16 protein-coding genes are annotated in these 14003 nt (G+C 45.6%); 10 read left to right on the top strand and 6 right to left on the bottom strand.

Going from position 1 to position 14003, the window contains the following annotated elements:
* The first annotated feature begins 3 nt into the window (after positions 1-3).
* Complete coding sequence (gene opuCC, locus M0696_RS17035; RefSeq protein WP_248602198.1) at positions 4-921, top strand: osmoprotectant ABC transporter substrate-binding lipoprotein OpuCC; 918 nt, start codon at positions 4-6, stop codon at positions 919-921.
* 17 nt (positions 922-938) lie between these two features.
* Positions 939-1613 (top strand): glycine betaine/carnitine/choline/choline sulfate ABC transporter permease OpuCD, encoded by a 675-nt coding sequence (gene opuCD, locus M0696_RS17030; protein WP_222142041.1) that lies wholly within the window; start codon positions 939-941, stop codon positions 1611-1613.
* 32 nt (positions 1614-1645) lie between these two features.
* On the opposite strand, the gene M0696_RS17025 is transcribed toward opuCD, so the two are convergent.
* A complete protein-coding gene (locus M0696_RS17025) occupies positions 1646-2179 on the bottom strand; it encodes a GbsR/MarR family transcriptional regulator (protein WP_166848351.1) in 534 nt (177 codons plus the stop codon).
* A 284-nt stretch (positions 2180-2463) separates the two neighbouring features.
* Here M0696_RS17025 and opuBA point away from each other — a divergent pair, with 284 nt between their 5' ends.
* The 4 genes from opuBA to opuBD are packed head-to-tail and all read left to right on the top strand — an operon-like array spanning position 2464 to position 5906.
* Complete coding sequence (gene opuBA, locus M0696_RS17020; RefSeq protein ID WP_222142040.1) at positions 2464-3609, top strand: choline ABC transporter ATP-binding protein OpuBA; 1146 nt, start codon at positions 2464-2466, stop codon at positions 3607-3609.
* A gap of 14 nt (positions 3610-3623) precedes the next feature.
* Positions 3624-4277, top strand: a complete 654-nt coding sequence (gene opuBB, locus M0696_RS17015; RefSeq protein WP_166848357.1) for a choline ABC transporter permease OpuBB — start codon at positions 3624-3626, stop codon at positions 4275-4277.
* Between the two features lie 11 nt (positions 4278-4288).
* Positions 4289-5209, top strand: coding sequence for an osmoprotectant ABC transporter substrate-binding protein (gene opuBC / locus M0696_RS17010; RefSeq protein ID WP_222142039.1), 921 nt, complete (start codon positions 4289-4291; stop codon positions 5207-5209).
* 16 nt (positions 5210-5225) lie between these two features.
* Entirely contained in the window at positions 5226-5906 is a 681-nt protein-coding gene (gene opuBD, locus M0696_RS17005; protein ID WP_222142038.1) for a choline ABC transporter permease OpuBD, read from the top strand.
* A gap of 43 nt (positions 5907-5949) precedes the next feature.
* On the opposite strand, the gene M0696_RS17000 is transcribed toward opuBD, so the two are convergent.
* The 4 genes from M0696_RS17000 to rghR all read right to left on the bottom strand — a co-directional run bounded on the left by M0696_RS17000 (position 5950) and on the right by rghR (position 9057).
* Positions 5950-7650, bottom strand: a complete 1701-nt coding sequence (locus M0696_RS17000) for a methyl-accepting chemotaxis protein (protein WP_222142037.1) — start codon at positions 7648-7650, stop codon at positions 5950-5952.
* A 133-nt stretch (positions 7651-7783) separates the two neighbouring features.
* On the bottom strand, positions 7784-8110 hold the full coding sequence (gene catR / locus M0696_RS16995; RefSeq protein WP_003220037.1) for a catDE operon transcriptional regulator CatR: 327 nt from the start codon (positions 8108-8110) through the stop codon (positions 7784-7786).
* 91 nt (positions 8111-8201) lie between these two features.
* Entirely contained in the window at positions 8202-8621 is a 420-nt protein-coding gene (locus tag M0696_RS16990) for a helix-turn-helix domain-containing protein (protein WP_166848369.1), read from the bottom strand.
* A 28-nt stretch (positions 8622-8649) separates the two neighbouring features.
* Positions 8650-9057, bottom strand: a complete 408-nt coding sequence (rghR, locus tag M0696_RS16985) for a transcriptional repressor RghR (protein ID WP_222142036.1) — start codon at positions 9055-9057, stop codon at positions 8650-8652.
* A gap of 152 nt (positions 9058-9209) precedes the next feature.
* On the opposite strand from rghR, the gene M0696_RS16980 reads away from it, so the two are divergent.
* On the top strand, positions 9210-9443 hold the full coding sequence (locus tag M0696_RS16980; RefSeq protein ID WP_003220031.1) for a helix-turn-helix domain-containing protein: 234 nt from the start codon (positions 9210-9212) through the stop codon (positions 9441-9443).
* A gap of 40 nt (positions 9444-9483) precedes the next feature.
* On the opposite strand, the gene M0696_RS16975 is transcribed toward M0696_RS16980, so the two are convergent.
* Entirely contained in the window at positions 9484-10254 is a 771-nt protein-coding gene (locus tag M0696_RS16975) for an alpha/beta fold hydrolase (RefSeq protein WP_222142034.1), read from the bottom strand.
* A 149-nt stretch (positions 10255-10403) separates the two neighbouring features.
* On the opposite strand from M0696_RS16975, the gene secG reads away from it, so the two are divergent.
* From secG to rnr, 3 genes are all read left to right on the top strand, one after another.
* Positions 10404-10634, top strand: coding sequence for a preprotein translocase subunit SecG (gene secG / locus M0696_RS16970; protein ID WP_003220028.1), 231 nt, complete (start codon positions 10404-10406; stop codon positions 10632-10634).
* Positions 10635-10765: 131 nt separating this feature from the next.
* Positions 10766-11506 carry an alpha/beta hydrolase gene (locus M0696_RS16965; protein WP_222142033.1) on the top strand — a complete coding sequence of 247 codons (741 nt, stop codon included), beginning with the start codon at positions 10766-10768 and terminating at the stop codon, positions 11504-11506.
* 18 nt (positions 11507-11524) lie between these two features.
* On the top strand, positions 11525-13864 hold the full coding sequence (rnr, locus tag M0696_RS16960; RefSeq protein ID WP_166848377.1) for a ribonuclease R: 2340 nt from the start codon (positions 11525-11527) through the stop codon (positions 13862-13864).
* The last annotated feature ends 139 nt before the right edge of the window (positions 13865-14003 follow it).

Genomic DNA, 14003 nt, shown 5'->3' with positions numbered 1-14003 from the left:
CTGTTGAAAACGAAAAAAATCAAATGGCTTGGCGCGTTCGCCCTCGTCTTTGTCCTGCTGCTGAGCGGCTGCTCTCTGCCGGGACTCGGTGGCGCATCAGACGATACAATCAAAATCGGGGCGCAAAGCATGACAGAATCAGAAATTTTAGCGAATATGATCGCGCAGCTTATTGAACATGATACAGATTTGAATACGGTTTTAGTCAAAAATCTCGGGTCAAACTATGTTCAGCACCAAGCAATGCTCGGCGGTGACATTGATATTTCTGCCACCCGTTATTCCGGGACGGATTTAACTAGCACCCTCGGCAAGGAAGCGGAGAAAGATCCGAAAAAAGCACTGAACATCGTGCAGAACGAATTTGAAAAACGCTTTTCATATAAATGGTTTGATTCCTACGGATTTGATAACACATATGCCTTCACTGTGACAAAAAAGTTTGCGGAAAAGGAGCATCTCAACACCTTGTCTGACCTGAAGAAAAACGCTTCCCAATTTAAATTGGGCGTCGACAATGCCTGGCTGAAACGGAAAGGCGACGGTTATAAAGGCTTTGTCAGCACGTATGGATTTGAGTTTGGCACAACCTATCCAATGCAAATCGGGCTTGTCTATGATGCAGTCAAAAACGGAAAAATGGATGCTGTTCTTGCTTATTCAACAGACGGACGGATTAAAGCATATGATCTGAAAATCTTAAAAGACGATAAGCGTTTTTTCCCGCCGTATGACTGCTCACCTGTGATTCCGGAAAAGGTGCTTAAGGTACATCCGGAGCTTGAAGGCGTCATCAATAAGCTGATTGGGCAAATCGATACGGAAACGATGCAGGAGCTTAACTATGAGGTGGATGGCAAGCTGAAGGAGCCGTCTATCGTAGCAAAGGAATTTTTAGAGAAACATCATTATTTTGACTAAGAAAAGAGGCGGATCATATGGAAGTACTACAGCAGCTTGGCACTTACTATTCGCAAAACGGCGGTTACGTGATGCAGGAGTTTTACCGCCATTTTCTGATGTCGGTGTACGGCGTTTTGTTTGCCGCCATTGTTGGAATTCCGCTTGGCATCCTGATCGCCAGATACAGAACTTTAAGCGGATGGGTTTTTGCGGTGACGAACGTCATACAGACCATCCCGGCTCTCGCCATGCTCGCCGTACTGATGCTTGTCATGGGGCTGGGCGCTAATACGGTGATTTTGTCATTATTTCTGTATTCTCTTCTGCCGATTATCAGAAATACGTACACAGGCATTATCAGCATTGAACACGCCTATCTTGAATCCGGAAAAGCGATGGGAATGACAAAATTTCAAGTATTGCGGATGGTCGAGCTTCCGCTGGCGCTTTCTGTCATTATGGCCGGCCTGCGCACAGCGCTTGTCATTGCCATCGGCATTACGGCCATCGGGACATTTGTCGGTGCAGGCGGGCTGGGGGATATCATCGTCAGGGGATCAAACGCAACAAACGGAACCGCGATCATATTAGCGGGCGCGATCCCCACAGCTCTGATGGCGGTGATTGCCGATTTGGTCATGGGCTGGCTTGAACGCGCGTTAAGCCCGATTAAAAAGAAAAAGAAGAAAAATCTGGCCGTTGCCGCATAAGAAAAAACGCCTTGTGAATGACAGGGCGTTTTTTAAGGCTTCGGCACATATTTAAAAATCTCTTCGCTTTCAAAAAACTCAATCAATCGCCCGAGCCAATTATAATAATCGAGCCATTCCTTTAATTCCTTCAGCAGCTCATTCGCTTTTTCTTCCGCTTCAGGGGTAAGCTCTTCATCCAAGACGCTGAGCAGTTCCCGATTGAGTTTTTTATGCATCATTTTGTTTTTGCTGACGACTTTGCTCCAAGTAGCTGTAAACAGCGTGATAAACGTTTGATAGTAGTCCTGCTCAACCTCATATAAATCTTTTCGCACGCCCTTTTCAAACACTTTCTCGGCGATGTTGGCATCAAGCATTTCCCGCACAACCTGGCTCATGCGTGTTTTGCTCATGCCGGTCGCTTCAGATAATTCGGCCAGCGTCATCGGTTTTCGATTCATATAAATAATGCCCAGCACACGTCCGACAGTAGAGGGCATTCCAAATGCATGCATGTTTTCCGCGATTCTTTCTATTAAATGGTCCTCAGCTTGTTCAATGATCGTTAACGGATCTTTCTCCAACGGTTTCAATCCTTTCAGCTAACAATTCCGATGTCAATATACCACATTTTTGATACGGCGGAAATGCTGTAACTAGAGAATTTGGCAGGAAATTGGAGCAATAAGGAGATCATCACAGGTCAATGCGGGTAAATCAGCGCTTACACATACTTTATAAACAATATGAACAAATTGTAAACTTTTTATTTTATAAACTTTATTCTATAATGAGAAGCATTCAATTGTCTGAAAAATTAAATATAAACTGAACGAATTGAATAAATTTAACTTTGGAGGTGCGATGTTTGCTGACATTAGAAAATGTCTCGAAAACATACAAAGGCGGCAAAAAAGCCGTGAACAACGTGAATCTTAAGATTGCAAAAGGCGAATTTATCTGTTTTATCGGCCCGAGCGGATGCGGGAAGACGACAACAATGAAAATGATTAACCGATTAATTGAGCCTTCCGCCGGCAAGATTTTCATTGACGGCGAAAACATCATGGAACAGGATCCTGTAGAACTTAGGCGTAAAATTGGCTATGTGATACAGCAGATCGGCCTGTTTCCCCATATGACCATTCAGCAGAACATTTCACTTGTCCCTAAACTGCTGAAGTGGCCGGAGCAGCAGCGGAAAGAACGGGCGCGTGAGCTTTTGAAATTGGTCGATATGGGGCCAGAATATTTAGACCGTTACCCTCATGAATTAAGCGGGGGACAGCAGCAGCGAATTGGTGTATTACGGGCACTTGCCGCGGAGCCTCCGCTTATCTTAATGGATGAACCGTTTGGGGCACTCGACCCAATTACGAGGGATTCCCTTCAGGAAGAATTTAAAAAACTGCAAAAAACCTTACATAAAACCATCGTATTTGTTACCCACGATATGGATGAAGCGATTAAGCTGGCAGATCGGATTGTGATTTTAAAAGCGGGAGAAATCGTTCAAGTTGGAACGCCCGACGACATTTTGAGAAATCCGGCAGACGAATTTGTTGAGGAATTTATCGGCAAAGAGCGGCTGATTCAATCATCCAGCCCGGATGTGGAACGGGTTGACCAAATTATGAACACGCAGCCTGTAACGATCACCTCGGATAAAACGCTTTCTGAAGCGATTCAGCTGATGAGGCAGGAGCGTGTCGATTCATTGCTTGTCGTTGATGACGAGCACATTCTCCGAGGCTATGTGGATGTTGAAATCATTGATCAATGCCGGAAAAAAGCCAATCTTGTAGGAGAGGTTCTGCATGAAGATCTTTACACAGTATTGGGCGGCACATTGCTGCGCGACACGGTCCGCAAAATTTTAAAACGGGGTGTCAAATATGTCCCTGTTGTGGATGGAAATCGGCGCTTAATCGGAATTGTGACTAGAGCGAGTCTGGTCGACATTGTGTATGACTCCCTCTGGGGAGAAGAAAAGCAGCTCGCGGTATTGTCATAGGGAGGCGACAAGTCATGCATCATATTATTCAATTTTTGCAAACCAACGGGGGCGAACTCCTTTATAAAACATATGAGCATATCACGATATCGCTCATTGCTGTCATTTTAGGTGTGCTCGTTGCTGTCCCCCTCGGGGTTGTGCTTACTAGAATGAAAAAGGGAGCCGGCACCATTATCGGTATCGTCAACATCATTCAAACGCTGCCGAGTCTGGCGATTCTCGCCTTCTTTATTCCGCTCTTGGGTGTCGGGAAGGTTCCAGCCATTGTGGCTTTGTTTTTCTACTCCGTTCTGCCGATTCTGCGCAACACGTACACCGGCATTCGGGGCGTCAACAAAAATCTGCTCGAGTCTGGCAAAGGCATCGGAATGACGCCGGCTGAACAAGTCCGCCTGGTGGAGCTGCCGCTTGCCGCACCTGTCATCATGGCGGGAATCAGAACATCGACGATTTACTTAATCGGCTGGGCCACGCTTGCTTCCTTTATCGGAGGCGGCGGATTAGGTGACTATATTTTTATCGGACTGAATTTATATCAGCCGGAATATATCATTGGGGGCGCGGTGCCTGTCACGATATTGGCGATTGTGATTGATTATGTGCTGGCAATGACTGAACGAAAACTTACACCTGCCGGCATGCAGAGATTAAAGGAAGTTTCATAAGGAGGCGGCTCATGAAAAGAAAATATCTCAAATGGATGATCGGTTTAACGCTCGCAGCAATGCTGACGTTGAGCGGCTGTTCGCTTCCAGGTCTCAGCGCCGCTTCGGACCAGACCATTAAAATCGGCGCGCAAAGCATGAGCGAATCAGAAATCATCGCCAGCATGCTTGGCCAGCTAATCGAACACCATACTGATCTTAAAACAACAACCATTAAAAATCTCGGTTCCAACGCGGTACAGCAGCAGGCTTTAATGAACGGGGAAATCGACATTGCGGCCACAAGATATACGGGAGACGCGCTGACAGGAACGCTGAGAATGGATCCTGAGAAAGATCCGGAGAAAGCGCTGGCGCTGACACAGCGGGAATTTAAAAAAAGATATGATTTAAAATGGTATGACTCCTACGGGTTTGATAATACATATGCCTTTACGGTCAGCAAGAAGCTGGCCGATCAATATCATTTAGAAAACGTATCAGACGTTAAAAAATGGGCGCCGCAATTAAAGCTGGGTGTTGATAACTATTGGATGAAGCTCAAGGGAAACGGCTATAAAGACTTTACGAAAACCTACGGCATGACATTCGGAGGCACGTATCCAATGCAGATCGGACTTGTGTATGACGCGGTGAAGAGCGGGAAAATGGACATTGTGCTTGCGTATTCGACTGATGGAAGAATCAAGTCCTATGGTCTTAAAATGCTAAAGGATGATAAGCAATTTTTCCCGCCGTACGACTGCTCTCCGGTTGTTCCGGAACAAGTGCTCAAAGAACATCCTGAGCTTGAAGGCGTCATCCAGAAAATGATCGGGAAAATCGACACAGCCACAATGCAGGGGCTTAACTATGAAGTCGACGGCCATCTAAAAGAACCGTCTGTCGTTGCCAAGGAATATTTAGAAAAGCACCACTACTTCGAGTCGTGAAAGGGGGACAAAGCCAATGAAGGTGCTTGAACAGTTAATGACGTATTACGCGCAGAACGGCAGCTACGTCATGGATGAATTCGGCCGCCACTTTCTCATGTCGGCTTACGGCGTATTGTTTGCCGCTGTCGTCGGGGTTCCGGTCGGAATCCTCATTGCGCATTATCGCCGCTTGTCAGCCTGGGTGTTCGCCGTAACAAATGTCATCCAGACAATCCCAGCGCTCGCCATGCTGGCTGTATTAATGCTTGTCATGGGGCTCGGCGCAAACACCGTGATTGTATCATTATTTCTGTATTCCCTTTTGCCGATTATCCGAAACACGTACACAGGCATTGTCAGCATTGAACATGCCTACCTAGAATCGGGAAAAGCGATGGGCATGACGAAATTCCAGGTGCTCCGGATGGTTGAGCTTCCACTCGCGCTTTCTGTCATTATGGCAGGCTTGCGCACGGCTCTCGTCATTGCCATCGGGATTACAGCGATCGGCACATTTGTCGGCGCCGGCGGCCTCGGAGATATGATCGTCCGCGGCTCAAACGCGACAAACGGAACAGCGATTATTCTCGCCGGCGCAATTCCGACTGCGGTAATGGCGGTTGCTGCTGATTTGCTTATGGCTTGGCTGGAGCGGGCATTAAATCCCGTGAAGAAAAAACGAACCAGAGAGAAACGTGTTCAAACAGCAGCATAGAATAGAAAAAGAGGCTTGGATGACTCCAGCCTCTTTTTTCTATTTAAATGGTAAACTGATTCATTTTCTCATTAAGCTCTTTCGCCAGCTGCTCAAGCTCTTCGGCATTCTGTAGCACTTGATCCATGGAATGGGCGGATTGCTCGGTAATCGAAAATGTTTCTTCAATGCCGGCGGCCGACTCTTCAGATACAGAAGCGATATTTTCGATCGATTGATTGATGGTAATCGACTGGTTGGTTAACTGCTTCAGGCCATCCGTTACTTCCTTAATGCTATCTGCAACGTGAGTGACGGATTGTTTGATATGCTGCATAGCTTGGCCGGTGCCTGTCAGGTTTTCTGTTCCTTTTTCGACTTCTGTAAAGCTGCTTTCCAAGTATTCAATAACGGTGTAGATTTCCTGCTGTGTGCCGTTGACAATCCGGGTGATATCCTGCATGGAATCAGAAACGCCGTCAGCCAGCTTTCTGACCTCCTCTGCCACAACAGCGAAGCCTTTGCCGCTTTCTCCTGCGCGGGCAGCTTCAATCGCAGCGTTAAGTGACAGCAAATTCGTTTGCTCGGCAATGCCGTTGATGACCTGAACGAGCTTGTTGATATCTTGAGAATGCTGTTCCAGTGATCTCACTTTATGCACAGCTTCCTGAACGATATGATGGATGGTTTTCATTTGCTGTAATGACGTATCCATATTTTCGTTTCCGCTTACTGCGAGTTCGAGAACGTTTTGAGACGTATCGCTGATGGTGATGCCATGATTATAGGCTTTATCAATGCTTTCTGTGAACTCATTCATCGATTCGGCAATCGTCACGGCGTCTTGGGCCTGCTGTTCAGAGCCCTCAGCCATTTCGTTCATCGTCTCGGTAATATGTTTGCTGCCGGATCTTGTTTCATTCGTTGCGGTTGCCAGTACTTGTGAAGAAGAAAGCACCCGGCTTGATATTTCTTTGGAGTATCCGACAATATCTCTCAGATTGCCAACCATTTTTTGCAGCGCTTCGTTCAGATCGCCCAGCTCGTCTTTTGAATTGAGCGGCTCCATGTCATTCGACAGATCTCCCTCGGCAATATGATTGGCAGATTCCTTCATGCGAATGATAGGCTTTACAATGTTTCTCGTAATATAAAACCAGATGAAAATGCTGATAATGATCGAAGCTGCCAAAAGCGAAGCCGTGTAAATGAGCCCCTTATGATATACATCCTTTGTTTCTTTTACCGCTGTGTTGCTGCCTTCTTTATTAAAGTCAACGAGCTGAGTGACTGATTTTTTCATATCCTCAAAGCTGGCCTCAGTCTGCACCAATAAACCTCTTGCTTTGTCCATGTCATTCGTGCGTCCGCTTTCTATAATTTGCGCATGAATATCAGCATAGGCATTTACTTCATTTTGAAGCTTCTCAAACAATTTCTGTTCTTTATCATTGAAAATTGTTTTTTGGTAGCTATCAAGCTTTTGATTGATGTCTTCAAGAATCTGATGCATTTCTTGATCAAGCGTATCCATTTTGCTTTTGTCTGTGTAAATCAGAAAATCCTTTTCTTTAGAAGACAGGTGCTCGGTTAAATAATTAATCGATGTAATTTCTTTGATGCCGTCAATCCATTTTGTGTTGATTTCATCTGTCTTTTGAATGATATGCTGCATATTAAAAACGCCTATTCCGCCTACAAGTAAATTGATCAGGATCAGTGTCAAAAATACCAGGCTGAATTTGCGGGAAATCGTCAGTCGCATATAAGTGGTCTCCTTTAAGATCGTAATGTGTGTGGATGTACTATATATCGGCTGAGAAATTTTTTTTCACCTGGAAAATGAAAAATAAAAAACGGCTCTTTTCTCGCCTTTGAGATCAGAACCGTTTTGGTAATTAGTCAAGAAAGGAAGGGTCAATCCAATCCGTCGCCCATTTAGAAATCTCACCTAAAATGGGGGCTAGTGCCTTTCCTTTATCGGTCAATGAATATTCGATGCGAACCGGAGTTTCAGGGATGACATCCCGCTTCACCACTCCTTCAAGCTCAAGTTCTTTCAGCCGTTCTGACAGAACTCTGCCGCTTAGATTTGGAAGTGCTGCTTCAATTTCGCTAAATCGCTGCGACCCGTTTAAGAGCTGAAATACGATCAAAGCGACCCAGCGTTTGCTCAAGATGTCGACTGCTTTTTCAAATCTAGGACACATTTCTGATTGGTTCATACTTTTCACCTCGTCTGACACTATTATAACGCAAATAACGAGGGAAGGTATGCAAGCGTGATTGATAAAATGCAGAAAGAGACACAGAGGATTATGAAGAAGAGGCGCGTTTTTTCGCTTCCGAAGCTAAAAAATCGAAGTATTTGCTGAGATTTTCAATATCCTGCTTTGAAAGGTGTTCCCATTTTTGGCTGTTGAAAATCGGGAGGTGCTCTGCTTCTCGCGTGACAGCCGTCTGGTAAATTTCATATATGGACTGATAGCTTTCCGAAGCTTCTCGGATTTCTTCAGGAAAGGCCCGAATATGGCCTGCGGCAGCCATCAGGTTCTCGTAGGGCACTTTCAGCACGGCCGCCAGTTTTTTGATAGTGGCGGGTTTTGGCGTGCCGCGCTTGCCGTTTTCAATTTTTGAAATGGTGGCCGAGCTGATGCCTGAGTATACCGCAAGTTGATTGACTGTCAGTTTGCGGGCGCGGCGCAGCTCCCGTAATTGCTGTCCGAACGGTGACATGGTGATCGCCTCACATTTCTATCAAGAGTTAGTCATCAGCAGACCGTTTTTTGGCTTCGTCTGAAATAAATGAAAAATAATGATCCAGCATGAGCAAATCTTCTTTATTGAGATATTGCCACTTTTCATTCTCAAGAAGAGCAAGGTTTGTCAGGTCATAGGCCTCCGCTTTTTCAAGCAGCATGCACTTCGTGTCATAAGGAGCCCTGGATTCATGCACTTCTTCGATGTAACCAGCCTTATACATAAGCCCTTCATAAGGAATTTTTAAGGCTTCCGCCAGTTTTTTGATGGTGGCAGGTTTGGGAACGCCCCGTTTGCCGTTTTCGATTCTGGAGATGCCGGCTGCGCTTACACCTGAATAAGTTGCCAACTGGTTGACTGTTAACTTTCTCTCTTCGCGCAATGCCCGCAATTGTTCGCCAAAGCTTTCCATATGTCTCACCCCGTCCTTCACTGTTACTCATATTTTAGTATGTTTATTGACTAAAGGAAATAGGGAGGCTGGAAATGTATTGACAAAAGTTAACATAAGCCGTAATGTAAAAGTATAGAAAAAAGTTTTTTCAGGAACGGAAGGTGAGGAAAGTGCCAGTAGAAAAGATACAGATTAGACGTGATTATGTCTTGCAGTATATGGTCAATAACGATTATTCCCTTAATCAGCTTGCGCTGGAAATCGGAGTCTCACCCGCCACACTGAGCCGCGTGCTGAATGGTGAAAGACGGCCGGGGCAGCTTGTGATCGGAAAAATGCTTCATTATTTTAATTTGAAATTTGAGGATCTTTTTTACTATGATTTTATTGACAAAAGTCAATGATTAATCCAGAAAACGCAAGGAGACCAAGCGTTTTCTATCCCTATGAATGATGTGTCAACACAAACCCTGTCACCAGTTCGTTGCATGTTTTCCATTGTTTTGTCGGCAGCTGATGCCCCTGATATTCCAATCTGAAAAATTCGGCATGGCTGCAAGCTTTACGGTAATAGCCTGAGGCTGGGAAGGTCCAGTCTCGCAGGCCGCCATACATAAACAGCATTGGCATGTGTAAACGGGGCAGCTGTTCAATGCAGTTGTAGCGTAGCGAATCCTGATAATACTGATGCCAATGGGAAAGGTCTGCTTTTTTCATATGGCCTGTTAATAGGTGTCGAAGTTCTTTGTTTTTTGTGTGGCTGACGGCAAGGATTTTTATGAGCAAACCGGCGTTTTTCTCAAGCAGGTACATCCCCGTCTTGTGAATCTTTTCTCCGATTACGTTATGAACAGCGGGGTAAGCGCCGGACAGAACAAGATGCGACACTTTGTCCGGGCGGGTAAAGCCGATGTGCTGTGCGATTAAGCCACCGGCAGAATATCCGAATAACACAGCCTTATCAATGTGCAGAGCGTCCATGAATTGCACGATCTCGTTTGCGTAATAAGAAATAGAAGCTGGCTGATCCGCATGGTCACTGTCGCCGTGGCCGCTTAAATCGGGAAAAATCACCCTGAAATGCTCGGAGAGAAGGCGCTGATAATAAAAAACCTTGCGTCCCATGCCCGGCGGGTGGATGAAAATGATGGGAATTCCCTGTCCATATTCCTCATAATAAAGATGTTTTCTGCTGGTTATGCTGATAAGGGGCATTGTTTTTCTCCTTTTGACCTTTTCATATGAATAGGGTAACCAAGATCATACGTCTTATCCCGCTTTTGGCGTCTGATACAGCGTGACATGCCAACCCTTTTCATGTAAAATAGAAGTAATGTAGGCCAGTGAGTCTGGAGGTGTAAGGGATGCACGCGGTTTTGATTACCTTATTGGTTATCGTCAGCATTGCACTTATTATTGTCGTTTTGCTTCAATCCAGTAAAAGCGCCGGATTATCTGGTGCGATTTCAGGCGGAGCGGAGCAGCTCTTCGGGAAACAAAAAGCAAGAGGTCTTGATTTGATTTTGCACCGCATCACGGTTGTGCTGGCAGTCTTGTTTTTCGTGTTAACGATTGCGCTTGCTTATATCCTATAGGGCAATGTTTGTATAAGGTCTGATGTGAAGTCAGGCCTTTTTCACGTTTCTGGCTGATATTCAGAGCGTTTTTTTCTGATCAAACTGTGGAAAACTAAAATGATCGTGCAGATAGAAAGGGAGACATGAGCATGAAAGTTGTGACACCAAAACCATTTACATTTAAAGGCGGAGACAAAGCGGTGCTTTTGCTGCATGGCTTTACAGGAAATACAGCAGATGTAAGAATGCTGGGACGTTACTTGAATGAACGGGGCTATACGTGCCACGCGCCTCAATATGAAGGACACGGCGTGCCACCTGAAGAATTAGTACATACGGGGCCTGAAGACTGGTGGAAAAACGTGATGGATGGTTATGAATACTTGAAATCTGAAGGCTATGAGAGCATTGCTGCCTGCGGACTGTCGCTTGGCGGGGTTTTTTCGCTGAAATTGGGTTACACTGTACCCATAAAGGGAATTGTTCCAATGTGCGCACCGATGCACATTAAGAGTGAAGAGGTCATGTATCAGGGGGTCCTTTCATACGCTCGCAATTACAAAAAATTCGAGGGGAAAATCCCGGAGCAAATTGAAGAGGAAATGAAGGAATTCGAAAAAACGCCGATGAACACTCTCAAGGCGCTGCAAGACTTAATAGCCGATGTACGGAACAATGTCGATATGATTTATTCACCGACATTTGTAGTGCAGGCTCGTCATGATCACATGATTAATACTGAAAGCGCCAATATTATTTACAACGAAGTGGAAACCGATGATAAACAGCTGAAATGGTACGAGGAATCAGGCCATGTCATTACGCTAGACAAAGAACGTGACCTCGTCCATCAGGATGTGTATGAATTTTTAGAGAAGCTCGATTGGTAATCAACAGGAGGTTGGATAATGGAAAAAGAAGCATTTATGGATAAGCTTCTCTCGTTTATGAAGGAAGAGGCGTACAAGCCCCTGACTGTTCAGGAACTTGAGGAGATGTTACAGATTACGGAAGCCGAGGAATTTAAAGAGCTCGTCAAAGCGTTGGTTGCGCTAGAGGAAAAAGGGCTTATCGTACGGACGAGAAGCGACCGCTACGGCATTCCGGAGAAGATGAATTTAATAAAAGGAAAGATTTCAGCACATGCAAAAGGATTCGCCTTTTTGCTGCCTGAGGATACGTCATTAAGCGATGTGTTTATTCCGCCTAATGAGCTGAATACGGCAATGAACGGCGATATCGTTATGGTTCGTTTGAATTCACAGTCAAGCGGCTCCAGACAGGAAGGAACCGTCATCCGCATATTAGAAAGAGCGATTCAGCGGGTTGTCGGTACCTATACAGAAACAAGAAACTTTGGCTTTGTCATTCCGGATGACAAAAAAATCACGAGTGACATCTTTATCCCGAAAAACGGGAAAAACGGAGCTGCGGAAGGGCACAAGGTTGTGGTCAAGCTGACGAGCTATCCTGAAGGCCGCATGAACGCAGAGGGCGAGATTGAAACCATTCTCGGCCACAAAAATGATCCAGGCATCGATATTTTATCAGTCATTCATAAGCACGGCCTGCCGGGAGAATTCCCTGCTGACGCGATGGAGCAGGCAACAAGTACACCTGACACAATTGATGAAAAAGATCTGAAAGACCGCCGCGATCTCCGTGACCAGGTGATTGTCACCATTGATGGTGCGGACGCGAAGGATTTGGATGATGCAGTTACCGTAACGAAGCTTGATGACGGAAGCTATAAACTTGGCGTTCACATTGCTGATGTCAGCCATTACGTAACCGAAAACTCGCCGATTGACAAAGAAGCGCTTGAAAGAGGGACGAGTGTGTATTTGGTTGACCGTGTCATCCCAATGATTCCGCACAGGCTGTCAAACGGCATTTGTTCCTTAAATCCAAAGGTCGACCGCCTGACACTTTCTTGTGAAATGACAATTAACAGTCAGGGACAGGTGACAGAGCATGAGATCTTCCAAAGTGTCATCAAAACAACGGAAAGAATGACTTATTCAGATGTGAATAAAATTCTTGTTGACGATGATGAAGAGCTGAAACAAAAATACGAGCCTCTTGTTCCAATGTTCAGAGACATGGAGCGCCTGGCTCAAATTCTGCGCGATAAGCGGATGAACCGCGGCGCCGTTGATTTTGATTTTAAAGAAGCAAAGGTGCTTGTCGATGAAGAAGGAGCAGTTAAAGACGTTGTCATCAGAGAACGCTCTGTCGCCGAGAAGCTGATTGAAGAATTTATGCTTGTGGCAAACGAAACAGTAGCGGAGCATTTCCACTGGATGAACGTACCGTTTATATACCGGATTCACGAAGAACCGAATGCTGAAAAGCTGCAAAAGTTTTTAGAGTTCGTAACGACATTTGGCTATGTGGTGAAAGGAACCGCGGGAGATATTCATCCGCGCGCGCTGCAAAGCATTCTGGACGCTGTTCGTGACAGACCTGAGGAAACTGTTATATCTACTGTCATGCTCCGTTCGATGAAACAAGCGAAATACGACCCGCAAAGCTTGGGGCACTTTGGTCTGTCAACTGAATTCTATACGCATTTCACATCGCCGATCCGCCGTTACCCGGACTTAATCGTTCACCGTCTGATCAGAACGTATTTAATCAACGGCAAGGTCGATGAATCGACACAGGAAAAGTGGGCTGAACGCCTGCCGGACATCGCCGAACATACATCAACGATGGAGCGCCGTGCAGTTGACGCCGAGCGTGAAACGGATGATCTGAAAAAAGCCGAATTCATGCTTGATAAAATCGGTGAAGAGTTTGACGGCATGATCAGCTCCGTGACAAACTTCGGAATGTTCGTCGAGCTGCCGAATACAATCGAAGGACTTGTCCACGTCAGCTTTATGACGGATGACTACTATCGCTTTGACGAACAGCATTTTGCGATGATTGGTGAGCGGACGGGCAACGTCTTCCGCATTGGAGATGAAATCACTGTCAAGGTTGTCGATGTTAATAAAGACGAGCGCAATATCGACTTTGAAATCGTCGGCATGAAAGGCACTCCGCGGCGTCCGAGAGAACTTGACAGCAGTCGGAGCAGAAAACGCGGAAAGCCTGCCAGAAAGCGCGTCCAAAGCACCAATACACCTGTTTCTCCAGCTCCGTCTGAGGAAAAAGGGGAGTGGTTCACGAAGCCGAAGAAGAAAAAGAAAAAACGCGGCTTCCAAAACGCGCCGAAACAGAAACGGAAAAAAAAGAAATAGCAGCTCAACCAGCAAATAGAGCCGCAGTGCTCTATTTGCTTTCTTTCGGAAACAGCTTTTCATTGTAGCGGTACGTGACATTTGGTAAAATAGAGCGTATCGCAAAAGGTGGACAGTTTTTCCTTAGAGAGAGGAGGTT

This window comes from Bacillus rugosus, assembly GCF_023238245.1.
GTDB classification, from domain to species: Bacteria; Bacillota; Bacilli; order Bacillales; family Bacillaceae; genus Bacillus; species Bacillus rugosus.
Note: the sequence above shows the minus strand (reverse complement) of the source record. Positions and strands in the feature narration are given on the sequence as shown.